Below are 23206 nucleotides of genomic sequence, written 5' to 3'. Positions count from 1 at the left end.
GCTGAATTATAGGTAAAAATTAGACTAAAAACAAATCTTTTGATAAGAAATATGAAAACTTGTTTTTGAGGAGGAAATCCTCCCTTAATTAAAAGAGAGGAAGATTTGGAGCGGGGGATTGATAGGTAAAGCTAAAACTTAAACTTAACAAAGTAATTAAGATTACTGAGTAAAGAAAAAAGCGCTTGGCCCAAAGTTGGTCGTTTTCGGCTTTAAATCCAATAATTGATAAGTAGAACCAATATGCGGTCAACGCATTAAAGGTAATTAAAAAGAATATATTGGTATAGCCAAAACAATATAACCCATTCAAAACAGCTGCAAATAACAGGATATATATTACACATTCAATTTTCGTGCGATAAATTGAACGTGCTACAGGCAAAATTGGAATTCCTGCATTTTTGTAATCATCAAAACGATAAATTGCAATTGCCCAAGAGTGAGGCATTTGCCATAAACCATATGCTAAAAACAAAAGCAGGGCTGCCACATCAAATTGATGAGTTACTGCTGTATAACCAATAACAGGAGGGCTCGCTCCGGAGATACTACCAATAACGGTTTGATGGATTGAGGTACGTTTAGTCCACAAGCTATAAAAACCGACATAGACAACAAAACCAATGACTGCAAATAAAAATGCGTAACCGTTTACACCAAACCATAAAATGCTAAAACCAATTAATCCAAGTACAAATGCATATACAAGTGCAACAGTAGGAGAGATGGTTTTTTTAACAAGTGCACGGTTTTGTGTACGCTGCATCTTTATATCAATATCTTGATCTATAACATTATTAACAACACAGCCAGAAGCAACAACTAACGTTGTTCCAACAAGGGTGAGTAATAATAATAAGATGTCTATAGAGCCTTGGGCGGCTAAGAAGAAGCCGCCCAAGGTGGTAATGAAATTACCGAAGAGAATTCCTGGTTTAGTCAGGAATAGATACTTTCTCAACATGACAATCAGTTTAGATCATCATATTGTAGTGAAGGTAATTCATAATCCACACAGAACCAATTAAAAGTACAGCGATACATAGAATTGTGTAGATAAATGCAATCATATTCCAACGTTGCTCAGATGATGTATTCATGTGTAAGAAGTACACAAGTTGTACAAGAACCTGAGCAACAGCAGTAATAGCAATTACTGTAACTAAAAGACCGCGGCTAAAACCACCTGCCATCACCATCCCGAATGGGATGATGGTAAGAATAACAGATAGAATAAAACCTACAGTGTATTGCTTAAAGTTACCGTGTGACGCACCAGCAGCATTATGCTCATGACTACTCATTAGAGAACTCCCAGTAAGTAAACGACGCTGAATACACAGATCCAAACGATGTCAAGGAAGTGCCAGAACAAGCTTAAACAAGCAAGACGACGTGTATTCGGTAAAGTCAAACCTTTAGTTTTGATTTGATACATCAATACTAACATCCACACTAAACCAGAAGTTACGTGGATACCGTGCGTACCAACCAAGGTAAAGAAAGACGACAAGAATGCACTATGAGTTGGACCGTGACCTTCTTCAACAAGGTGATGGAATTCATACAGCTCCATACCGATGAAGGTTGCACCAAAAAGGAATGTAATAAATAACCAAGTGATCACTTGATTTACATTCTTTTTATAAGATGCAAGTACAGCAAAACCAAATGTTACCGATGAAATCAATAAGGCAAATGTTTCAGTTAACACGTAGCTTAATGAGTTATGGAACAAGTCATATGCACTTGGAGTTCCTGCTGGAACATGACTGCTTAATACAGCGAACGCAATGAAGAGTGATCCGAAAAGAATCAAGTCACTCATCAAGTATGTCCAGAAACCAAAGACGGTTAAGTCAGTATCATCATGTTCATGATGACCATCGTGGCCGTGGTTGTCGTGATGAAGTACTTCAGCCATTTCCTTAGTCCTTCTTCAAGTGTTTTTCAAGTAAAGCATAGCGTTCGTTTTCAATACGCTCAACTTCAGCAGCTGGAACATAGTAATCAACATTCTTAGTGAATGAGCTTACGATCAAGCTAACAACAGCAGAAACGAATGAAACAACAACGAGCCACCAAACATGCCAAATAAGTGCAAAGCCAAGAAGTGTAATGAACATTGCAATGACAAAACCAGCAGCACGATCAGTCGGCATGTGGATGTCTTCATATTTAGTGTTACGTGCGTATGCTACACCATTTTCTTTGTCAGTCCAGAAACGGTCAACACCGCTTGCATCTGGTTCATGCGCAAAGTTATAGAATGGAGCTGGAGAAGAGGTCGCCCACTCAAGCGTACGAGCATCCCATGGGTCGCCTGTAAGGTCCATGTTGTCTTTGCGTTGTAAGAAACCAACGATGATTTGCATTAAGAAACATGCAATACCAATAGCAACAAGAACAGCACCAAATAATGCAATCGCAAGGTATGGGTCCCACTCTGGGTTGTCATATGTATTCAAACGACGAGTCATACCCATGAAACCAAGGATATAAAGTGGCATGAATGCAAAATAGAAACCAAAGAACCAGAACCAGAACGCAGCTTTACCCCATGCTTCATTGAGCTTCCAACCAAACATTTTCGGCCAGTAGTAAATGATGCCGGCAAACATACCAAACACCACACCACCGATAATTACGTTATGGAAGTGAGCGATCAAGAATAATGAGTTGTGTACTAAGAAGTCCGCAGGTGGAACAGCCATAAGTACACCAGTTAAACCACCGATACCAAATGTTACAAGGAAGCCAAGCGTCCATAACATTGGAGTAGTAAAGGTGATGCGACCTTTATACATGGTGAATAACCAAGAGAAGATTTTCACACCAGTAGGAATCGCAATAACCATGGTCATGATACCGAAGAACGCGTTAACGTTCGCACCAGCACCCATGGTGAAGAAGTGGTGAAGCCATACAACGAACGCAAGAACTGTAATCGCGATAGTTGCATACACCATAGACTTGTAACCGAACAACGCTTTACGAGAGAAGGTTGCAACGATTTCTGAGTATAGACCAAATGCTGGTAATACTAAGATATATACTTCAGGGTGACCCCATGTCCAGATCAAGTTCACATAAAGCATTGGGCTACCGCCAAGCTCATTTGTGAAGAAATGGAAGCCGAAGTAACGGTCTAGAGTAAGCATTGCAAGTGTACCTGTTAATACAGGGAATGATGCAATGATTAATACAGCCGTACAAAGTGAAGTCCACGTGAAAATAGGCATGTCCATCAATTTCATGCCAGGTGCACGCATTTTAATGATGGTAACGAAGAAGTTAACACCAGATAAAAGCGTACCTAGACCAGAAACCTGAAGTGCCCAGATATAGTAGTCAACACCTACACCAGGAGAATATTGAATGCCAGATAGAGGAGGGTAAGCCATCCAACCAGTTGCAGCAAATTCACCTAATACAAGTGAAAGCATCATTAAACCAGCAGCACCAGCGAATAACCAGAAGCTTAAAGAGTTTAATAATGGGAAAGCAACGTCACGAGCACCAATCTGTAGTGGTACAGAGATGTTCATCATACCTACAACGAGACCCATTGCTACGAAGAAGATCATGATTACACCGTGTGCGGTGAAGATCTGGTCGTAGTGGTCAGGATGTAAGTAACCTTCGCCGCCGCCTTTAGCGAGGAAAAGTTGTAAACGCATCATGATTGCATCGGCGAAACCACGCAGAAGCATGACAACAGATACGATGATATACATGATACCAATTTTTTTATGGTCTACAGTAATAAACCACTCATTCCACAAATATCCCCATTTTTTGAAATAGGTGATACCGCCAAGCACTGCAATTGCACCAATTGCCATAAGGACCATGGTGACAAGTACGATTGGCTCTGTCGGGATAGAGTCCCAACCCAGTTTACCAAAAATCATATCCATGTCTTATTCCCCTTGAGCAGCGTGTTCAGCTGCAGCATGAGTGTCAGCTGTTGCATGTTCAGCAGAGTGGTCAACACCATGATAGTTACTCATATAATGGTTGATAACTGTTTCAAACAGTTTTGGTTCAACTGAAGAGTAATAAGTCACAGGGTGCGGCTTAGTCGGGAACGGTTTCATCGCTTCTGCTTTAGCAAGTGCTTCTTGATCACCAGCAGCTTTAGCACGATTTACTAAATGCTCGATTTGGTGCTTAGAACGGTCGCCATCACGTAAGGTTGCCAATTCAGCTTGGTCAAGCGTAGCTTTTTGAACTGCTTCTGGATTAATAGTTGAACCCTTACCAGCTTTAACAGCTGCTACCCATTCATTGAATTGTTGCTCTGTAACGCTATGCGCTTTGAAACGCATTTGAGAGAAACCATAGCCTGAGTAGTTAGAAGAGAAACCACGATATACACCAGTTTCATTTGCTAACAAATGAAGGTGAGTTTGCATACCTGCCATTGCGTAAATCTGACCGCCTAACTGTGGAATGAAGAATGAGTTCATTGTGAAGTTAGAAGTGATTTTGAAGCTTAACGGAGTTTTTTCTGGGAAACGTACTTCGTTAACAGTCGCAATGTTTTGTTCAGGATAAATAAAGATCCACTTGAACTGTTCAGCAATAACCTGAATAGTTAAAGGTGCTTTATCTGATTCTAAAGGACGGTATGGGTCATACTTGTGGGAACCCCACCAAGTTAACCAAGCTAAAATACCAATAATAATGACAGGGATACCCCATACTACAACTTCAATTGCAGTTGAGTGTGCCCATGTAGGTTTATAGTCTGCATCTTTATTTGACGCACGATATTTCCAACCAAACCATAATGCCATGATGATTGAAGGAATCACCACAAGTAACATTAAATAGATCGCAGTCATCATAAGGTCACTTTGACCTTGACCAACTGGACCTTTAGAGTTTAGAAGTACCATATCACCACCACACCCAGTCAAAAGTGCGGCAAGCGTTGATAAAGACAATACAGCTAAAATCGTTTGTCTCATTTTACAACCTCGGTGAAGAGTCCCATTCCCTAATTAAATATGGGATAGCGATTAAAGTGTCGCATGATTGAGAATGCTAGTCTTAAAAATTTAGACTTCTCAATGATGCGACACCGCTACGTTGTAGGGCATTATGCCTCATATCGACAAACTAAGCTACACATAAAGCAGCTTGAAATAATTGTTTTAAAACCCGATTTTTTTTGTAGGGTATCGAATCTTGATAGAGCTTTTATTTAAATATCAATTCTCTATAGAAAAAAGGAGGTGGGGTGCCTCCTTTTTTTTAGACTTTAAATGAATGAGTCATTCACACTCATTTGATCACTTTTGTTCTTGCAATTTTGTCATGTAGAGCCTGTCGTTTTTGGCCTAATGCAAAAGCATAGTCAATAATTGTGCTAATAGGCATAAACAGTAAGTTTAATATAATGAAAACGATACTTCTAAGTAAGAAGACACGCGTTAAATTAACTTTACCATTAGTTTCAGCATCTACAATCTTAATTCCGACAATTTTCTTCCCTATACTTTGGCCAAATTTGGTTAAAAGAAAAGCTTGGATAGCGAGCATGATGACGACATAAACTAACATTGTATGCCATGCTTCAATCGGAATAAGCGTAAAAAGCTGTTGTTGAAGTTCCGCTGCTTTAGTTGAGGCAACTTCTGCAGATTGCATCTGTTTTTGTAACTCAAAAAGTTGTTTATATTGAGCTTCGTTAAAGAAGAAAGAAGGAATGGCTGCAATAGGTAACCAAAGTAATAAGTCAATAATTTTTGCAAGAGCACGAGATGAAATTGAAGCAAGTTCATGTGCTTTAGTTTCTACACGGATGTGCTGAATTGTCTCATTATGAGTCGTATTTGTATTTGCTGAAAAAGCAGAATAACCCGTAGGTTGATATACAAGTTTACCTTGGGTTAATTCTCCTAAAGCTTTCCACTCTGTCATGCCTTCATGCCAAGCTAAATCAGTGAGTAAAACCTGTTGGCTTGCCAACATCTGATTTAGTTGTTCTAAGGTATAAGGCCCAGCTTGTTGATTATTACGTGCCAAGTAAATTTGCATAAGTAAAAATTCTCTATTCTAAAGATGAAAAAAGACCCACGGATGGGTCTTTTTCTATAACAAATTAGATTTGCTTGATTTTTTCTTCAGCAAGGAAGAACCATGTATCTAAAACTGAGTCAGGGTTAAGAGACACTGACTCAATACCTTGTTCCATTAACCATTTTGCAAGGTCAGGGTGATCAGATGGTCCTTGACCACAGATACCCACATATTTGCCCGCTTTACGACAAGCATGAATTGCCATAGAAAGAAGTGCTTTAACAGCAGCATCACGTTCGTCAAATAAGTGAGAAACAATACCTGAGTCACGGTCTAGACCAAGTGTTAATTGAGTCAAGTCGTTAGAACCGATAGAGAAACCATCAAAGTGTTCAAGGAATTGTTCAGCTAACAATGCGTTAGTTGGTAATTCACACATCATGATTACTTTTAAGCCGTTCTCACCACGTTTCAAGCCATTTTGAGCAAGTAGCTCAATTACACGTTTTGCTTCTGATACTGTACGCACGAATGGAATCATGATTTGGATATTGGTTAGACCCATTTCATCACGAACTTTTTTAAGTGCACGACATTCGAGTTCAAAACAGTCACGGAAGTTATCTGAAACATAACGGCTTGCACCACGGAAGCCAAGCATTGGGTTTTCTTCTTCCGGTTCGTATAACTTACCACCAATAAGGTTTGCATACTCATTTGACTTAAAGTCAGACATACGAACGATTACTGGTTTGTCAGCAAACGCTGCTGCAAGTGTTGCAATACCTTCAACTAGTTTTTCAACATAGAATTCTACAGGTGATGCATAGCCAGCTGTACGTGTCATTACAGCAGCACGAGTTTCACGAGGTAAGCTTTCAATGTTAAGAAGCGCTTTAGGGTGAACGCCGATCATGCGATTAATAATGAACTCTAAACGAGCAAGACCAATACCTTCGTTTGGAATTTGAGCAAAGTCAAAAGCACGGTCAGGGTTACCTACGTTCATCATGATTTTGAATGAAAGTTTAGGCATAGACTCAACAGAGTTACGTTGAACTTCAAAATCTAATGCACCTTCGTAGATGAAACCAGTGTCACCCTCAGCGCAAGAAACAGTAACTTCTTGGCCGTCAGTCAATACCTCAGTTGCGTTACCACAACCTACAATTGCCGGAACACCAAGTTCACGAGCAATAATTGCCGCGTGACACGTACGACCACCACGGTTAGTGATAATCGCGGCAGCACGTTTCATTACTGGTTCCCAATCTGGATCAGTCATGTCAGATACAAGTACGTCACCGTCTTGTACTTTGTCCATTTCTTTAATTGAGCTAACAATACGAACTTTACCAGAACCGATACGTTGACCAATTGAACGACCTTCACAAAGAACAGTACCTCTTTGTTTAAGTAGGTAGCGCTCCATTGTGCCGACATTTTGACGGCTCTTAACGGTTTCAGGACGAGCTTGGACAATATAGATTTGACCATCGTCACCATCTTTTGCCCATTCAATATCCATTGGTGCACCGTAGTGCTGCTCAATAATAAGCGCTTGTTTTGCTAATTCTTGTAATTCGTGATCATTTAATGCGAATTGTTGACGCTCTTGTTTTTCAACATCAACAACAACAACTGATTTGCCAGCTGAACCTTCTTCACCATAAATCATTTTTTGGTGCTTAGAGCCTAGGTTGCGGCGTAATACCGCATGTTTACCAGCATTTAATAGTGGTTTAGATAGGTAAAATTCGTCAGGGTTAACTGCACCTTGTACAACCATTTCACCTAAACCATAAGATGCAGTAATAAATACAACATCACGGAAACCAGACTCGGTATCGAGAGTAAACATTACACCCGCAGCGCCAGTTTCAGAACGAACCATACGCTGAACGCCCGCAGATAATGCGACAACATCATGATCGAAGCCTTGGTGTACACGGTAAGAAATAGCACGGTCATTATATAAAGAAGCGAATACTTCTTTAATGGCGATAAGTACGTTATCAATACCACGAATATTCAAGAAAGTTTCTTGTTGACCTGCGAAAGATGCATCTGGTAAATCTTCAGCAGTTGCAGATGAACGAACGGCAACCGCGATATCAGGGTTGCCGTTAGAGAGTTCTGTAAAAGCGGCGCGAATTTCTTGTTCTAAGGTTGCAGTGAGTGGAGTCTCTACAATCCATTGACGAATTTTAGCGCCTGTTTCTGCAAGTGCATTTACATCATCGACGTTAAGTTGTGCAAGTTCTGCTTGAATTCGAGCGTTAAGACCGCTTTGGTCTAAGAACTCACGATAGGCCTCAGCAGTTGTTGCAAAACCACCAGGTACCGATACACCAGCATTTGATAAATGGCTGATCATTTCACCCAAAGATGAGTTTTTCCCACCTACGAGTTCGACATCGTGTTTCCCTAATTTTTCTAGACCGATTACGCGCGCTTCCAAAGTTTTCACTCCACTTTTGCAGTATTAATGTCTATCTTGGCATGAAATTAAAAAAATAAAGTGCTTAGTTGAGAATTTTACTAAGCGACAGTCATGTAAGATCAGTTTACTATAAAGATTATATAGCACTAAGACAAATGTTTAAGGAGAATTTTAATGTCAGAAAGTAAACAGTATAAGCGGAGTGTTTTTTTTATTTCTGATGGAACTGCAATTACTGCCGAGACTCTTGGACATTCGTTATTAGCACAATTCCCTAATGTAGATTTTGACATTCACATCATGCCTTATATCACAACTGAAGAGGCAGCAATGGCTATTGTGGTTGAGATTAATAAATGTCAAACCCGTGATGGATGCTTACCATTAGTATTTGATACTTTAGTTGATCCGCATGTCCGTGAAATTATTAATACTGCAAAAGCGGTTAATTTAGATGTATTTGAAGGACTAATCAGTAAACTTGAGCAGGAGCTTGGAACGCCGCCAACAACATTAGTTGGGCAAACACATGCAGTTACTGATTCTGAGTATTATAAAGCACGTATTGATGCAGTGCATTTCGCACTTGATAACGACGATGGGGCGCGTACCCGTCATTACGATAAAGCAGATTTGATTTTAATTGGTGTGTCTCGCTCAGGTAAGACCCCAACTTCTATTTATCTTTCACTACAGTTTGGTATTCGTGTAGCTAACTATCCTTTGACAGAAGAAGATTTGGACGATAACCGTCTACCAGCAGTATTAAGAGAGCATCGTAGCAAACTCTTTGGTTTAATGATTGATGCAGAACGGTTGGTTGCTATTCGAAGCGAGCGCAAAGCAAATAGTCGATATGCAAGTTTTAGTCAGTGTCAAATGGAATTAAGAGCGATTGAAGGTATTTATATTTCAGAAGGTATTAAATATTTAAATGTCACTGAAATGTCAATTGAAGAAATCTCTACTCGTATTTTACAAATGACCGGTTTAAAACGACGTATCGGTTAGTTAAATCAGCTGCTTATTTTAGCCATTCAATTTAAATACTTTAAAGTTAATTAGATTGAATGGTTTTAAATTTATATACATATTAAAAATAAAAGTTTTAAATATAAAACGCCAAGTTAATGAATCGTTTCTGATTAGTTATCAGAGAGTAAACTCTTACACTACAGTTTGTGAGTTAAAATAAGCTTTTTGAAAAGAAATGTATATAAACTAATAATCTATGTTTTTATAAATATTTGTTTTTAGTTATTTTTTAAAAATACAAATACTTTTTTTATTCATATTTTGCATTTATTTTAAATATCATGCGCATTTTGATTATTGTGATGAAGTTCACATTTTTAACTATAATTTCCCATCTCGATATGGGACTATCCGATTATCAAAATGCTAAAAAAATGTGTTTTTTCATTGGTATATCTCTTGCCAATTCAATTGTACGCCGCTCAAGTGGATGTCTTGCGTGAGCAGGCTATTCAAGATTATAGAGCAGGGCAAACTCAACAAGCTGTTTATCAGCTAGATCAATTGTTAAAACAGTATCCTCATGATCAAAAATTGTTGGCTGATTATTTAATTGTTATGTCTAATGAAAAAAAGGATCTAACTAAATTTACAGATTTATTGGTAAATATTAATTATGTGAATTTTCCGGAATATGCAAAGCTACCTTTAATTCAAAATTTTCGAGATTTTAAACATTTTAAAATAGCGATTGAATGGGCAAATAAGCTTAATATTCAAAAAACGATTGATGGGCGCATTTTATTATCTGTTTTATATGCTGAATCGCAAGAAATAGGGAATGCTAAGACTCTGTTATCTAAAATCAATATTAAAAATTTAAATGCTGATCAATTGGTACGTATTGCATATGCTTACCGTCTAATTAATTTGCCTGTAGATGCTTTAGCAACAATTGAGCATGCTTATCAGCAACAACCTAAGTCTTCATCCGTTTTACAAGAGTATGTCTATGACTTGATTGCTATTGGTGCATATAAAAAAGCTCAGCAATTACTCCAAACAAGCGAAAAAAATCAGCAAACTGCGCAATTACAGCAAACTTTACAAGTGAGTGAATTTTCTCAGCAGGTCAATAATTCAATTACCCGTTATAAATATTTAAATCGCCAAGGCTTATCAGATACAGAAAGTTTTACTGAATTAGATAGCGTGTTAGAAAAGGGGCAAAAGTTACAACAGCAAATAAAACCAGAAGATCCTAACTATTTAAGGTTTCACTACGATTATTTATATGCATTAGATTTTAGAGGGCGAGCAAAAGCGGTTTTAGATAATTTTACTCAATTAAATATTCCGCTTGAGAAATTACCTGCATATGTACGTCATGCAATTGCTGATAGTTATTTAGCTAAGCAAAAGCCGAAGCAAGCTGAACTTGTTTATAAGACACTTTTAACTGAAAAAAATTATCCGGATATGATCGTCTATAGCGGGTTGTATTATTCTTATATTGAACAAGAAAAATATAAGGAAGCGGAACAGCTTTTGGCAAAAGTTGATCATCTTATTCCGACTTATAAATATAGTCAGGCAAAGGGTGTAGATAAAACGAGCCATCCTGATCGAGACGATTATATTGCTTTAAAGGGAATGCATTTAGCTTATGCAAATCATTTAGATCAAGCTGAAAAACACTTTCAAAAAACAGTAGAGCAGGCACCTGCAAATGAAAGTTTGATTAATAACCTTGCCCGTGTGGAGCGCTGGAGAGAGAAGCCTCTAGAAGCAAAAAAAACAATTTCTCGTTTAAATGGTATAGATCCGATTGCTAAAGATACTCGCATTAATGAAATGCAAAATGCTCAGGCTTTAGGTGATATCCAGACATGGCGTAAAACAACGCAAAACTTAGTACAGTTTTACCCCGAAGATAGTGGTGTTATTAAAAGCCGCAAAGAGTTGGATGATCGTAATAGAGCTACGATTTCACATTCAACGACTTGGGGGCAAAGTAAAGCTAATAATAGCGATTCTGTAAGTGGACAAAACGGTTTAAAAGACCGTGAGATGGAAACTCGTCTTAATAGTCCGTGGATAAAAGATAATTATCGTTTATTCGCTTGGCATCAAGATCGTTATGGCGAATACAATTTTGGCGACGTGCATAACCAGCGCTATGGTGTTGGGGCCGAATGGCAAGCCAATCGTAAGGCGTTATCTGCAATTTTGTCGCAAAGTACAGATGGCGGACAAGCTGGTGTTCGTCTTGATTGGTCACAGTGGTTAAATGATCACTGGCAGTATCAATTGCAATATAACAGTCAGGCTGACATCCCTCTACAAGCGATTGACGCAGGAGAAGATGGTCAATCTTATAGAGCTGCGTTGACATGGCAAAAGGATGAATCTCGTCAAATTGGCGCAAGTTACGGTTTGACTGATATTAGTGATGGCAATAAACAACAAGAATTTTCAACTTTTTGGCGCGAAAGATTATTTGCAGCGCCGCATCACATTACTTATGGCACTGTCCGTGGTTTTTTCGGCAGTAATAGCCAAGATCAAACCGCTTATTTTAGCCCAAGTTCGCATTACAGCGCCGAGTTGAACTTAAGTCATGACTGGGTGACTTGGCGTGAATATGAGCGTTCATTTAAACAGCATTTCGAGGCTGGGGTGGGCTTTTATAAACAAGCCGATTATTCCACTAAACCAACCTATTCTTTGCAGTATCAACATCAATGGCAGCTATCACGGACATGGCAACTCAATTATGGAATTGGCTGGCAATACCATCCTTACGATGGACATGGTGAACAGCATACCTATGGTATTTTCGGATTTGAAGGGCGTTTTTAATGAATAATTTATTTTCGAAAATGTTGGGCTGTGCTTTGGCCTCGACATTGTTACCTCTGCAATTTGCATATGCCCAGATAGAAAAAGATTTACCAAAAAATCATGTGGTTTCTTTAACTTTTCATGACGTCAGAGATGATGTTTTAAAAGAGGGCGATCGGGATATTTATGCAATTCAAACTAAAAATTTAGCGCAGTTCTTTGACTGGCTCAGTCAATCTGAGTGGAAGCCAATACGCTTAAAAGATATTGAAGAGGCTCGTAAGCAAGGCAAAGAGCTACCTCATAATGCCATTTTGTTAACCTTTGATGATGGTGCTTTAAGTAGCTACAGTCGTATATTTCCACTGCTTAAGCAATATCAGATTCCGGCAGTTTTTGCACTCCCAACCAGTTGGCTAAATGGTAATACAAAAGCTGGCTATGAAGCCTATGGACAAGGGAACTTGGTCAATTGGAAGCAAGTACGAGAAATGCAGGCTTCTGGCTTAGCTGAGTTTGCAAGCCATAGTGATGATTTGCATCATGGTGTGCTTGCTAATCCTCAAGGGAATGAACAACCCGCAGCAACTTCTTATATGTATTTAAAATCACAGGCGCGTTACGAAACCGACGCGGAATATCAACAACGTATTTTGAATGATTTAAAAAAATCTCATGATGTCTTAAAAAAAGAATTGGGTGTAGAGCCGAAAGCGATTGTATGGCCGTATGGTGCGGTCAATCAGCAGTTAGAAAAAATAGCTCAACAAGCAGGGTTTACTTTTTCCTTTAGTTTAGGGCGTGATGGGGTGAACCAAATTAATGACGTTACCTTCAAACGTAGTCTTATGGTTGATAACTCTACAGCTGAGCAGCTATCGGAGACGTTGCTTAATATTTTGAACTCTGCAGAGAAAGATTTGTATAAGCAGCCAAAACATTTTGTGAGTATGGATTTAAAGCAATTAGCTGCTTCAACTAATACTCAGTCAGATGAAAAATTAGGGGTATTGTTATCCAAACTTTATAGCTTAAAAAACAATACGCTGATATTGAAGCCATTAGATGACCAAGATGGAGATGGGCAATATGACGTTGCTTATTTCCCAACAACTCAAATGCCAGTTAAGCAAGATATTTTGAACCGTAGTTTATGGCAGGCACAAACGCGGGCAGGTCAGGCGGTTATTTTAGAACTACCTATTTATCCTCAAAAAAATAAACCATTTTTGGTGGCAGATTTAGCTAAAGATATTGCGCGTTTTAATAGCAATTTAAGTGGTATTCAGCTTAATGCCGGAACTGCTTTAAATTGTGCAATGCAAAACACAACGCTGAACGAAAGCAACTGTGTTGAACAAGTAAAGCAATTATCACAACTGAGTCAACTGACTCAAAAAGCTGCAAAGCCTTATTTGAATATGAGTAATCAGGCCCAGTTTAGTTTGTTGCTGACACCAGACTTAGAGCATATTGAGCAGTTACCAGCACTTTTAAAATCACTCTTAACCCAGAATGATTTAGTGAACCTAAAATTTAATATGGTGGGTAAGCAAAAACAATTTAAACAAGCCTTAGAGCTTTTAAACACGCTTGATGCGAAATACAAGCAAAGAATTATGCTGACATTAACATTGCCAGAAAATGACCAGAAAAATGCTTGGCAAGAAGTGAAACAAGGTCTTTTTGATATTCAACGTATAGGTATTCAGAAATTTGGTGTTGATGGCTATAGCCCTAAAAACTCAAAAAGTGTTCACCAATATTTATATAACCCAATGAGCTTAAATTCCAGTTCTGTGATGTATCAGCCCTTTGCAGGTCTAGCGAATGAGGGGAAAAAGTAATGAGAGTATTACTCGATATTCTATTTGCTTTTGCCTTTTTATATCCGCTACTTATGGCGTGGACATGGATGGTAGGTGGTCTCTGGTTTTTCTTTAAACGGGAATACCATGAACAGCAATTACCTGAGCCTTCAAATGAAGGTTGCAGCATTATTATTCCTTGTTTTAATGAAGAAGCTCAAGTGCGGCAAACCATTCGTTATGCCTTGCAAACAAAATATCCAAATTTTGAAGTGATTGCTGTAAATGATGGTAGTAGTGACAGAACAGCAGAGATTCTTGATGAGTTAGCAACACAAGATACTCGTCTGAGAGTCGTGCACTTAGCAGAAAACCAAGGTAAGGCAGTTGCTTTAAGATCGGGAGTGTTAGTAAGCAAATACGAATATTTAGTTTGTATTGATGGGGATGCTTTATTACATCCTCATGCTGTACTTTGGCTCATGCAGCCATTTCTAAAATTTCCACGTATTGGGGCTGTCACTGGTAACCCTAGAATTTTAAATCGCTCAAGTATTTTAGGAAAATTACAGGTTGGTGAGTTTTCTTCAATTATTGGTTTAATTAAGCGAGCACAGCGCACGTATGGCCGTATTTTTACAGTATCGGGGGTAATTGTAGCGTTTAGAAAAACTGCTTTAGTTCGTGTCGGTTTTTGGTCTGACGACAAAATTACCGAAGATATTGATATCTCTTGGAAGCTTCAAATGGACCATTGGGATATTCAATATATTCCTCAAGCGCTTTGTTATATCTACATGCCTGAAACTTTTAAAGGTCTTTGGAAACAGCGTTTGCGCTGGGCACAAGGTGGGGTAGAAGTCTTATTGGAATATATTCCAAAAATGTTCAAAGTTCGCTTGCGCCGTATGTGGCCAGTCATGCTTGAAGCTTTAGTCAGTATTGTTTGGTCATATGTGATGATCTTTATTTTCTTACTTTTCTTGATTGGTCTATTTATTGAATTGCCTCAGCAGTGGCAGATCAATTCTCTAATGCCACAGTGGTATGGCGTGATATTGGGTGGAACATGTCTCATCCAATTTTTAGTCAGTTTATGGATCGATCATCGTTATGACCGTGGGCGTCTTTTTAGAAATTACTTTTGGGTAATTTGGTATCCGTTGTTTTTCTGGTTACTAACGTTATTTACCAGCGTGGTTGCGGTACCTAAAACTATATTTAACACAAAAAAACGTGCCCGCTGGGTTAGTCCCGATCGAGGCTTCCGTGGAGATAATTCATGAAAAATGAAGAAAATACTGACGTAGAAGTTTTAGACATACCTGAATATATTGATCAGCCTGAATATGTAAAAAATAAGACCGCGAACTATACCTTGCAAACAATAGGTTGGTTTTGTTTAATGTGGCTGCTTTTTCCGCTAGTGTCATTATTTCTGTGGTTTTTTGAAGGACATCTTATTTATGACTATGTGTGGGTAGACCATATTTCGGAAGTCAAAACTTTACTGCATTTACTTCTTTTAATTTGCTTAAGTGCTTTGGTTCTAATTTTATGGGCAAGTTATAACTGGCTTAGATTTCATGGTGATGATCGACGTAGTAAAGCGCCAAATAGTTCTGATGATTTATTGGCTTTTAAATTTACAGTAAGTACAGCGTCATTATCAGAATTGCAAAAAGCTCAACGTGTCATTCTGCATTATGATGAGCATGGGCATTTGCAAAAATATGATTTGAACTGAATGAAAAAAGCATGGTATTTCAACCATGCTTTTTTTATTTTCAAGAAGTTGTTCTAATAATGACATCAATGGTTTGCTGAGTGCCATCCATACTGTATATAGCCGTTTGAGTAACTTTCACAATTGGCCAAGTCTGTAATTTACAATTTGGTCTCTGTAGAGCTGCATAATAGTTATCAGATTTAAAAAATGTTTTATTGGCTTTTGCTGTATTAGGAGTCAAAAGACGCTTCAGCCATGTTTCATTTACTTGGGTTTCCAAAAAACGTAGAGCTAAGATACTTTTTACACGGTTGTTAAATAGCCTTCTGTTTTTAGCAATAAGTGGATGGGTAATGAGACGATGTATACCAATTTGACTATGGGGCAAAATAAAGTGTGGTGTGATTTGAAATACAGTTACAAACTTTGCTTGTTGGCAGATTTTGTCTAAGTGTGTGACAGTTTCCTGATCCGTTCCAATAATCGCTACATTTAAATTAGAAAAATCATATGCTTTGATTGTATTTGATAAAAGAACTTGACCGTTAAAAGCGTCAAAATCCTGAACTGAATTTTGAAAAGTAGCTGATTTTGCAACACTATTTTTAAGTTCAATACTCATTTTCCAAAAGTCCTTTTGGTTTTCATTTATGATGATTTTTTATCGTTTTAATATAAATAACCAAGCAAGGTAGCTGGGTAAAGTATTTTCAGATGGGTGGTTATCTCAGGCTTGGAACTGAGCCAAGCATGAGACTTTGTTTAGATATTAATGACTTGATTTTAATTGCATTAATTGAGTAAAGCTTTCTAAACGTTTATTTGTATCATAGACGTCACAAGTAAAAATAAACTCATCGACTTCATATGTAGCCAAAAGCTTTTCTAAACCTGAACGTACTGTTTCAGCAGAACCGATTTGTGCCATCTGATAGAAATTTTCAACTGAAAGTTGTTCTGCTGTGTTCCATAGTCCTTGCATTGATGTAACTGGCGGTTTGAGTTTTAAGCTTTCACCACGAATTAATCCTAAAACACGTTGGTATGCGCTTGTTGCTAGGAACTGAGCTTCTTCATCTGTATTGGCAACTACAACAGGTACGCCCATTGAGACATAAGGCTTGTCCAAATATTCAGAAGGTTCGAAATTTTCACGATAAAGTTCAATCGCTTGACCAAGCATGCGTGGCGCAAAATGCGATGCAAATGAATAGGGTAATCCTAGCTTCGCAGCCAATTGTGCGCTAAATAAGCTTGAACCCAATAACCAGACAGGCACATGAGTATTTTGTCCAGGAGTGGCAATAATTCTTTGGCCGGGTTGAGGTGCTTTAAAATATTGCAAAATCTCAACAACGTCTCTAGGAAACTGATCTTCCGTTTCCTGATGCCCACGACGTAAGGCACGCATAGTGAGCTGATCTGTACCAGGAGCACGACCTAAACCTAGCTCAATACGATTTGGATATAAGGTTGCTAATGTACCGAATTGTTCTGCAACCACTAATGGTGCATGGTTTGGTAGCATGATACCACCTGAACCTAAACGAATGCGCTGGGTATGAGCCGCGATAAAGCCAAGTAAAACAGCAGTTGCTGAACTCGCAATTCCATCCATATTATGATGTTCTGCAAGCCAAAAACGGTCATAACCTAATTTTTCTGCATGTTGGGCGAGCTCTAATGCATGACGTAATGAAAACTCGATTGTTTTATCATCACGTATTGGAGCTAGCTCCAAAATTGAAAATTTGGTGTCTTGAAGTGATCGCATGCGATATTCTCAAAAAACGTTATATCGAAATAATACGATATAAATGAGGTGATGTATATCGATTTTTTTCGATATAAATTTCACTCACAAATAAAAAAGCACCGCTAGGGTGCTTTTTGATGTCTGTATACCAATTAGTGATGTTTATACCATCCACGGTGTAAGCCATTATCATGACGATAATAAGCGCGATCGTTGTAATAACGGCGGTCTTCACGATCATAGCGACGATCGTAACGGCGGTCATCTCGATCATAACGACGGTCATAACGGTCATCATAGTTACGGTCTTGACCAACTTTACGACCTAAAGCAGAACCACCAGCGGCACCTACTGCTGCACCGATGTAACCACCGTTTGTACCACCCATGTTTTTACCAACGGTATAACCAGCACCACCACCTAAAGCGCCACCAATAGCCGCTTCTGTACGGTTACGACGGTCACTTGCTGCGGCTGCACCACCAGCACCACCTAAAGCAGCACCAATTGTTGCGCCAGATGTACCACCAATACTTCTACCAATTGCTGTACCGACTACACTACCTAGAGCCGAAGTTGCTGCTACACGGGTACCATTATCTGCATGTGCAACTGACACCATAGAGGTTGTTGCGATTAATGCACTTGCTAACCAAATATTCATTTTCATTTTGGAACTCCATGCTCATTTTGCTAAAGAGCAATCTTTATATCTTGAGCTAAATGTAATTAAAAATTTCGTGAAAATTATGGAGAAGGCTCATGCTGATACGATAGTTTTGTGTCTGCTTTGTATTGTTTCTATTAAGATGTGAATAAATCATGAACGATATATTTTAAGGCCACAAAATTTTAACTATAAAAAAACACCCGAAGGTGTTTTTAAGTCTATGTCTTCACTGTGATTAGTGGCGATGACGGTGTTTTTTCTTCCAGTGTTTTGAAGATCGATCATAATCACGGTCTTTAGAAATTTTATTACCTAAAGCACCACCACCTGCCGCACCTAAAGCAGCACCGATGTATCCACCGTTTGTACCACCCATGCTTTTACCAACAGTATAGCCAGCACCACCGCCTAAACCACCGCCAATTGCAGACTCTGTACGGTGACGACGATCACTAGCAACTGCTGCACCACCAGCACCACCTAAAGCAGCACCAATTGTTGCGCCAGATGTACCACCCATGCTTTTACCAATTGCAGTACCAGCTACACTACCTAAAGCTGAAGCAGCTGCTACGTGAGTTGTATTATCAGCATGTGCTACAGTCATCATAGAAGTAGCTAAAACCGCACTGCATAATAAAGTATTTAATTTCATTACTTACTCCATGTCCCAAGTTGCAGGACCATATATCTTTCGTTACGGCAAATGTAACAAAACACTTCTCTTTAAATGTGGAGAACCCCCATTTGATTATTGGAGTTTAGTGTCTCGTTTGTATGCTTTCTATTAAAAACGTATGTAAAACCATCAATCTGACCGAAAAGTTGACCAATACAAATGTTTGAAAATAAGTAGTGAGCGTTTGATAGGGAAAATATCTAATTTAATGTACTTAGGAATGTTGAGAAGCCTATTCTAAAGTTCATGAATTGAAGGATTACATATGTCATTTAATCAGCATAATCTGTAAACTATGCGCTATTTTTATGATTTGGCTTATCTTCTTATATTTATCTAGATAAGTTTTTTGGACTTTTGAGATATTTCCTCTTATGAAAGCGTCACTCCGTTTACGACTTGATCAACTCTGTGATCGTCATGAAGAACTTACCGCATTGCTTGCCGATGCAGAAGTGATTTCCGATAACAAACGTTTCCGTAAACTGTCTCGTGAACATAGTGATTTAAGTGAAATTACCGAAGTTTGGGGCAAATACCGTCAAGCAGAAGAAGACATTGAAACTGCTGAAATGATGAAGTCGGACCCTGACTTTAAAGATATGGCAGAAGAAGAAATTCAGGCGAATAAAGCATTGCTTGAAGAACTAGAAAGCCAGCTCAATATTTTGATGATTCCAAAAGATCCAAATGACTCTAATGCTGCTTATTTAGAAATTCGTGCTGGAACTGGTGGTGACGAAGCTGCAATTTTCTCAGGCGATTTGTTCCGTATGTACAGCAAATATGCCGAGACACAAGGCTGGCGTATTGAAGTCCTTTCTGAAAATGAAGGTGAGCATGGTGGTTTTAAAGAAGTCATTTGCCGTGTAGATGGTGATGGCGTTTATGGCCGCTTGAAGTTTGAAAGTGGCGCGCACCGCGTACAACGTGTGCCAGCGACTGAATCACAAGGCCGTGTGCATACATCGGCTTGTACGGTTGCAATCTTGCCTGAAATTGATGTTGATACTAACGTTGAAATTAACCCAGCAGACTTACGTATTGATACTTACCGTGCGTCAGGTGCGGGTGGTCAGCACATTAACAAAACTGATTCGGCAGTACGTATTACTCACATTCCAACGGGTACAGTGGTTGAGTGTCAAGAAGAACGCTCACAGCATAAAAACAAAGCTAAAGCGATGGCCTTGTTAGTATCACGTTTAGAAAACGCAAAACGTGCAGCAGCCGATGCAGCGACTTCTGAAATGCGCCGTGATTTAGTCGGTTCTGGTGACCGTTCTGAACGAATTCGCACTTATAACTACCCACAAGGGCGTATGACGGATCACCGTATTAACCTCACTTTATATAAGTTAGATGCCATTATGGAAGGTGATTTAACTGAATTACTCGATAGCTTGCATCGTGAATATCAGGCAGATCAGCTTGCGATGCTTGCACAGGAAAATGGTGGCTAATGAATATTGCTCAAGCGCTTGCAATTCGTGGTGAGCTTGACAGTTATGAACGACAGGAGAATGCTTGGTTACTTGAGCATTTTCTAAAAATTAATTCGCTTGAATTAAAGTTTAGACTTGAGCAAGAGTTAACAACCCAACAAGAGCAAGACTATGTAGCTGGTATTGAGCGCATTCAAAACGGTGAACCTTTAGCTTATGTGACAGGTTCACAAGCATTTTGGACGCTCGATTTAAAAGTAACATCAGATACTTTAGTACCGCGTCCGGATACTGAGGTTTTAGTTGAAACCGTTTTAAATCTAAATTTGCCAAAGAATGCAAATATTGTGGATTTGGGAACGGGGACAGGTGCAATTGCACTTGCATTAGCGAGTGAACGTCCAGATTGGCAGGTAACCGCAACTGATATTTATGCGCCTACTTTAGAAGTCGCAAAAGAAAATGCACAAGCTCATAATTTACAACGTGTAAAATTCGCTTGCGGTGCTTGGTTTGAAGCACTAGAACCACAAAAATTTGATTTAATTGTTTCTAATCCGCCGTATATCGATCCAGAAGATGAGCACATGCAAGCTTTGGCAACAGAACCACGCCGTGCATTGGTTGCAGACCATCAAGGATTGGCTGATATTGAAATTATTATTGCTCAAGGGAAAAACTGGTTAAAACCACAAGGCTGGATTGCATTAGAGCATGGTTATGATCAGGGGCAAGCAGTTCGACATATTTTCACAGAGCATGGTTTTAGTCAGATTAAAACTATTCAAGATTATGGCCAAAATGATCGCGTCACTTTGGCATCATTATAAGTAAAATTGAAACTATTTAAGCGGTGGAGCTAAGAGTAGCTTCCCGGTAAGCACCTGGGCTAACACCTGTCCATTTTTTAAAGGCACGGTGAAAAGCACTTGGGTCGTGGAAATTTAAGTCTTCACTAATGTCTTGTATTGAATCATTGCTTTTGCTTAAACGTTCAATTGCAATATCACATCGAATTTCATTTTTGATTTGCTGATAACTTACCCCTTCATGTTTGAGACGTCGTTGAACAGTAGCTTCTGAAATATTGAGTTGCTGCGCGATATCTTTGAGTTCAGGCCATTGGGCTGGGTGAAGCTTTAATAAATGACGACGAATAAGAACGCTCAAGGCATTTTCATTTTTAAAGCGAACTAAAAGATTTTGTGGAGTTTGCTCTAAAAAATCATAAAGCGCTTTTTTATCTTTTTTAATTTTAATATCTAGATAGTGGGCATCAAACTCAACCTGATTTATCTCGGCATTAAATTGTATATCCTCACAGAAACGAACTAGATAATCTTGAATATCGTTTGGTTTTGAACAGCGTACAGCAATACTGTTTAAACTAATTCGCTGGTCTATTAACCAGCACATAAGCCCATGTACCAACATTAAAAAGGTTGCGTAAGTAAACATACGTTTAGGTTGTTCACGATCACGAATGACCAAATAAGCTTTTTCTTGTTCTCGAATTAACTCTCCACGTATATCATCAAGCACAAAATTAAAAAAAATCAAAATATCGTAGAGAGCCTTTTCTAAAGTTTCAGCCGTACTGACGAGTTTTGTAAGTAATTTATAGCTGCCACGACGCATAGGGTGGCTATCCATCCCAAAAAACTCGTCATTCATGGCATTAGCAAGTTCTATCCATAATTGTGCATACGTTGCTACCGGAACACGGGCTTTGGGTGTCATGAGCAATTCAGCAGGAATGCCAGCTTTATTCAAAATGATTTGAGTATTTAACCCTTTGGTATAAGCCGCACTTAATGCTTCATGTACCAGTGCAATCGAAATTGTTCCTTTACTTAAAGAAGATTGGACAACCATGTCAAAGACTCATTTTTTTACGTATTTCAAGTGAAATATTTCATATTCAAAATTTGGATTGATCAAAAGCTGCAAGCATTTTGAGGTTTTTTGAAATTGTATCGAAAAAAAACAACTTTTACTCTCACTATTAAGGTTAAAGAACATTTCTATAGGACATTACATAATGAAAATTCAAGGAAAACATTTCGTGATTACAGGTGGTGGCTCTGGTTTAGGGGCTGCAACGGCTGAATATTTAGTGCAACAAGGCGCCTCAGTCACGTTAGTTGACATGAATGTAGAAGCAGGTGAGCAGCAGGCGAAACAGTTAGGGCCAAAAGCTGACTTTGTAAAACTTGATGTAACCGATGAAGTTGCTGCTGAGCAGTTCTTTAAAGATGTGTTGGTTAAACATGGTCATTTACATGGTTTGGTGAATTGTGCCGGTATTGGCCCTTCTGCAAAAGTAGTTGGTCGTGAGGGTGTTCATGACTTGGGATTATTTACAAAGACTTTAAATATTAATGTCACTGGTACATTTAATATGCTGCGTTTTGCAGCAGATGCAATGAGTAAAAACACGGTTGAAGAAGGTGAAGAGGACCGTGGTGTCATTGTTAACACTGCTTCTGTTGCAGCATTTGACGGTCAAATTGGACAAGCAGCTTATTCTGCATCAAAAGGCGCTATTGTGGCGATGACTTTGCCGATTGCTCGTGAGTTAGCGAGACATGCTATTCGTATTATGACCATTGCACCGGGAATTATGGAAACTCCAATGCTTAAGGGTATGCCACAAAATGTACAAGATGCTTTGGGGCAAATGGTTCCGTACCCATCTCGTTTAGGAAAACCAGAAGAGTTTGCTCGTTTGGTTGCCCACATTGCCGAAAACTCATATTTAAATGGTGAAGTTATCCGTTTGGATGGTGCAATTCGTATGGCCGCAAAATAATAAAATAAGGA

Annotated in this window: 20 protein-coding genes; 8 read left to right on the top strand and 12 right to left on the bottom strand. The window is 38.8% G+C overall.

Annotated elements, in window-relative coordinates:
* Window positions 1-88 precede the first annotated feature (88 nt).
* The 7 genes from cyoE to ppsA all read right to left on the bottom strand — a co-directional run bounded on the left by cyoE (window position 89) and on the right by ppsA (window position 8503).
* On the bottom strand, window positions 89-967 hold the full coding sequence (cyoE, locus tag B554_RS0112690) for a heme o synthase (RefSeq protein ID WP_025465211.1): 879 nt from the start codon (window positions 965-967) through the stop codon (window positions 89-91).
* Between the two features lie 10 nt (window positions 968-977).
* Window positions 978-1307 carry a cytochrome o ubiquinol oxidase subunit IV gene (locus tag B554_RS0112685; RefSeq protein WP_000094534.1) on the bottom strand — a complete coding sequence of 110 codons (330 nt, stop codon included), beginning with the start codon at window positions 1305-1307 and terminating at the stop codon, window positions 978-980.
* A complete protein-coding gene (gene cyoC, locus B554_RS0112680) occupies window positions 1307-1927 on the bottom strand; it encodes a cytochrome o ubiquinol oxidase subunit III (RefSeq protein WP_019458344.1) in 621 nt (206 codons plus the stop codon). Before cyoC ends, B554_RS0112685 begins: the two co-directional genes overlap by 1 nt.
* Window positions 1928-1931: 4 nt before the next feature.
* A complete protein-coding gene (gene cyoB, locus B554_RS0112675; protein ID WP_019458343.1) occupies window positions 1932-3923 on the bottom strand; it encodes a cytochrome o ubiquinol oxidase subunit I in 1992 nt (663 codons plus the stop codon).
* 3 nt (window positions 3924-3926) lie between these two features.
* The gene (cyoA, locus tag B554_RS0112670) at window positions 3927-4979 is read right to left on the bottom strand and encodes a ubiquinol oxidase subunit II (RefSeq protein WP_004700839.1); all 1053 of its coding nucleotides are present in this window, start codon (window positions 4977-4979) and stop codon (window positions 3927-3929) included.
* Window positions 4980-5295: 316 nt separating this feature from the next.
* Window positions 5296-6051, bottom strand: coding sequence for an RDD family protein (locus B554_RS0112665; RefSeq protein ID WP_019458342.1), 756 nt, complete (start codon window positions 6049-6051; stop codon window positions 5296-5298).
* A gap of 64 nt (window positions 6052-6115) precedes the next feature.
* Window positions 6116-8503 carry a phosphoenolpyruvate synthase gene (ppsA, locus tag B554_RS0112660; protein WP_171057798.1) on the bottom strand — a complete coding sequence of 796 codons (2388 nt, stop codon included), beginning with the start codon at window positions 8501-8503 and terminating at the stop codon, window positions 6116-6118.
* Between the two features lie 147 nt (window positions 8504-8650).
* On the opposite strand from ppsA, the gene B554_RS0112655 reads away from it, so the two are divergent.
* The 5 genes from B554_RS0112655 (at window position 8651) to pgaD (ending at window position 15850) form a co-directional block, all read left to right on the top strand.
* Window positions 8651-9487 (top strand): pyruvate, water dikinase regulatory protein, encoded by an 837-nt coding sequence (locus B554_RS0112655; protein WP_004700844.1) that lies wholly within the window; start codon window positions 8651-8653, stop codon window positions 9485-9487.
* Window positions 9488-9874: 387 nt separating this feature from the next.
* Window positions 9875-12313, top strand: coding sequence for a poly-beta-1,6 N-acetyl-D-glucosamine export porin PgaA (gene pgaA, locus B554_RS0112650; RefSeq protein ID WP_019458341.1), 2439 nt, complete (start codon window positions 9875-9877; stop codon window positions 12311-12313).
* Complete coding sequence (gene pgaB, locus B554_RS0112645) at window positions 12313-14142, top strand: poly-beta-1,6-N-acetyl-D-glucosamine N-deacetylase PgaB (RefSeq protein ID WP_019458340.1); 1830 nt, start codon at window positions 12313-12315, stop codon at window positions 14140-14142. Before pgaA ends, pgaB begins: the two co-directional genes overlap by 1 nt.
* Entirely contained in the window at window positions 14142-15389 is a 1248-nt protein-coding gene (gene pgaC / locus B554_RS0112640; protein WP_019458339.1) for a poly-beta-1,6-N-acetyl-D-glucosamine synthase, read from the top strand. Before pgaB ends, pgaC begins: the two co-directional genes overlap by 1 nt.
* Window positions 15386-15850 carry a poly-beta-1,6-N-acetyl-D-glucosamine biosynthesis protein PgaD gene (gene pgaD / locus B554_RS0112635; protein ID WP_004700853.1) on the top strand — a complete coding sequence of 155 codons (465 nt, stop codon included), beginning with the start codon at window positions 15386-15388 and terminating at the stop codon, window positions 15848-15850. Before pgaC ends, pgaD begins: the two co-directional genes overlap by 4 nt.
* A gap of 40 nt (window positions 15851-15890) precedes the next feature.
* Here the strand turns inward: pgaD and B554_RS0112630 are convergent, their stop codons facing one another.
* The 4 genes from B554_RS0112630 to B554_RS0112615 all read right to left on the bottom strand — a co-directional run bounded on the left by B554_RS0112630 (window position 15891) and on the right by B554_RS0112615 (window position 18914).
* The gene (locus B554_RS0112630; RefSeq protein WP_019458338.1) at window positions 15891-16454 is read right to left on the bottom strand and encodes a hypothetical protein; all 564 of its coding nucleotides are present in this window, start codon (window positions 16452-16454) and stop codon (window positions 15891-15893) included.
* A gap of 147 nt (window positions 16455-16601) precedes the next feature.
* Complete coding sequence (locus tag B554_RS0112625) at window positions 16602-17606, bottom strand: LLM class flavin-dependent oxidoreductase (RefSeq protein WP_019458337.1); 1005 nt, start codon at window positions 17604-17606, stop codon at window positions 16602-16604.
* A 134-nt stretch (window positions 17607-17740) separates the two neighbouring features.
* Window positions 17741-18259 (bottom strand): hypothetical protein, encoded by a 519-nt coding sequence (locus B554_RS0112620; protein WP_004700859.1) that lies wholly within the window; start codon window positions 18257-18259, stop codon window positions 17741-17743.
* Between the two features lie 235 nt (window positions 18260-18494).
* On the bottom strand, window positions 18495-18914 hold the full coding sequence (locus tag B554_RS0112615; RefSeq protein ID WP_004700861.1) for a glycine zipper domain-containing protein: 420 nt from the start codon (window positions 18912-18914) through the stop codon (window positions 18495-18497).
* A 398-nt stretch (window positions 18915-19312) separates the two neighbouring features.
* On the opposite strand from B554_RS0112615, the gene prfA reads away from it, so the two are divergent.
* On the top strand, window positions 19313-20401 hold the full coding sequence (gene prfA, locus B554_RS0112610) for a peptide chain release factor 1 (RefSeq protein WP_004700863.1): 1089 nt from the start codon (window positions 19313-19315) through the stop codon (window positions 20399-20401).
* Window positions 20401-21213: a peptide chain release factor N(5)-glutamine methyltransferase gene (gene prmC, locus B554_RS0112605; protein ID WP_019458336.1), complete on the top strand. Its 813-nt coding sequence runs from the start codon at window positions 20401-20403 to the stop codon at window positions 21211-21213. Before prfA ends, prmC begins: the two co-directional genes overlap by 1 nt.
* A gap of 16 nt (window positions 21214-21229) precedes the next feature.
* Here the strand turns inward: prmC and B554_RS0112600 are convergent, their stop codons facing one another.
* On the bottom strand, window positions 21230-22258 hold the full coding sequence (locus B554_RS0112600) for an AraC family transcriptional regulator (protein ID WP_019458335.1): 1029 nt from the start codon (window positions 22256-22258) through the stop codon (window positions 21230-21232).
* 166 nt (window positions 22259-22424) lie between these two features.
* Between B554_RS0112600 and B554_RS0112595 the strand changes: the two genes are divergently transcribed.
* On the top strand, window positions 22425-23195 hold the full coding sequence (locus tag B554_RS0112595) for a 3-hydroxyacyl-CoA dehydrogenase (protein WP_019458334.1): 771 nt from the start codon (window positions 22425-22427) through the stop codon (window positions 23193-23195).
* Window positions 23196-23206: the final 11 nt, after the last annotated feature.

It is taken from the genome of Acinetobacter sp. GG2, from assembly GCF_000292385.1.
Classification (GTDB): domain Bacteria; phylum Pseudomonadota; class Gammaproteobacteria; order Pseudomonadales; family Moraxellaceae; genus Acinetobacter; species Acinetobacter seifertii.
This window is presented reverse-complemented; position numbering and strand designations above follow the sequence as displayed.

Excerpts from the sequence above, each read along its gene's own strand:
- B554_RS0112625 (WP_019458337.1), bottom strand. The coding sequence starts at position 17,606 with ATGCGATCACTTCAAGACACCAAATTTTCAATTTTGGAGCTAGCTCCA.
- cyoE (WP_025465211.1), bottom strand. The coding sequence starts at position 967 with ATGTTGAGAAAGTATCTATTCCTGACTAAACCAGGAATTCTCTTCGGT.
- cyoC (WP_019458344.1), bottom strand. The coding sequence starts at position 1,927 with ATGGCTGAAGTACTTCATCACGACAACCACGGCCACGATGGTCATCAT.
- B554_RS0112665 (WP_019458342.1), bottom strand. The coding sequence starts at position 6,051 with ATGCAAATTTACTTGGCACGTAATAATCAACAAGCTGGGCCTTATACC.
- B554_RS0112655 (WP_004700844.1), top strand. The coding sequence starts at position 8,651 with ATGTCAGAAAGTAAACAGTATAAGCGGAGTGTTTTTTTTATTTCTGAT.
- cyoA (WP_004700839.1), bottom strand. The coding sequence starts at position 4,979 with ATGAGACAAACGATTTTAGCTGTATTGTCTTTATCAACGCTTGCCGCA.
- pgaC (WP_019458339.1), top strand. The coding sequence starts at position 14,142 with ATGAGAGTATTACTCGATATTCTATTTGCTTTTGCCTTTTTATATCCG.
- B554_RS0112620 (WP_004700859.1), bottom strand. The coding sequence starts at position 18,259 with ATGAAAATGAATATTTGGTTAGCAAGTGCATTAATCGCAACAACCTCT.
- B554_RS0112615 (WP_004700861.1), bottom strand. The coding sequence starts at position 18,914 with ATGAAATTAAATACTTTATTATGCAGTGCGGTTTTAGCTACTTCTATG.
- pgaD (WP_004700853.1), top strand. The coding sequence starts at position 15,386 with ATGAAAAATGAAGAAAATACTGACGTAGAAGTTTTAGACATACCTGAA.
- B554_RS0112600 (WP_019458335.1), bottom strand. The coding sequence starts at position 22,258 with ATGGTTGTCCAATCTTCTTTAAGTAAAGGAACAATTTCGATTGCACTG.
- prmC (WP_019458336.1), top strand. The coding sequence starts at position 20,401 with ATGAATATTGCTCAAGCGCTTGCAATTCGTGGTGAGCTTGACAGTTAT.
- cyoB (WP_019458343.1), bottom strand. The coding sequence starts at position 3,923 with ATGGATATGATTTTTGGTAAACTGGGTTGGGACTCTATCCCGACAGAG.
- B554_RS0112595 (WP_019458334.1), top strand. The coding sequence starts at position 22,425 with ATGAAAATTCAAGGAAAACATTTCGTGATTACAGGTGGTGGCTCTGGT.
- pgaA (WP_019458341.1), top strand. The coding sequence starts at position 9,875 with ATGCTAAAAAAATGTGTTTTTTCATTGGTATATCTCTTGCCAATTCAA.
- prfA (WP_004700863.1), top strand. The coding sequence starts at position 19,313 with ATGAAAGCGTCACTCCGTTTACGACTTGATCAACTCTGTGATCGTCAT.
- pgaB (WP_019458340.1), top strand. The coding sequence starts at position 12,313 with ATGAATAATTTATTTTCGAAAATGTTGGGCTGTGCTTTGGCCTCGACA.
- B554_RS0112685 (WP_000094534.1), bottom strand. The coding sequence starts at position 1,307 with ATGAGTAGTCATGAGCATAATGCTGCTGGTGCGTCACACGGTAACTTT.
- B554_RS0112630 (WP_019458338.1), bottom strand. The coding sequence starts at position 16,454 with ATGAGTATTGAACTTAAAAATAGTGTTGCAAAATCAGCTACTTTTCAA.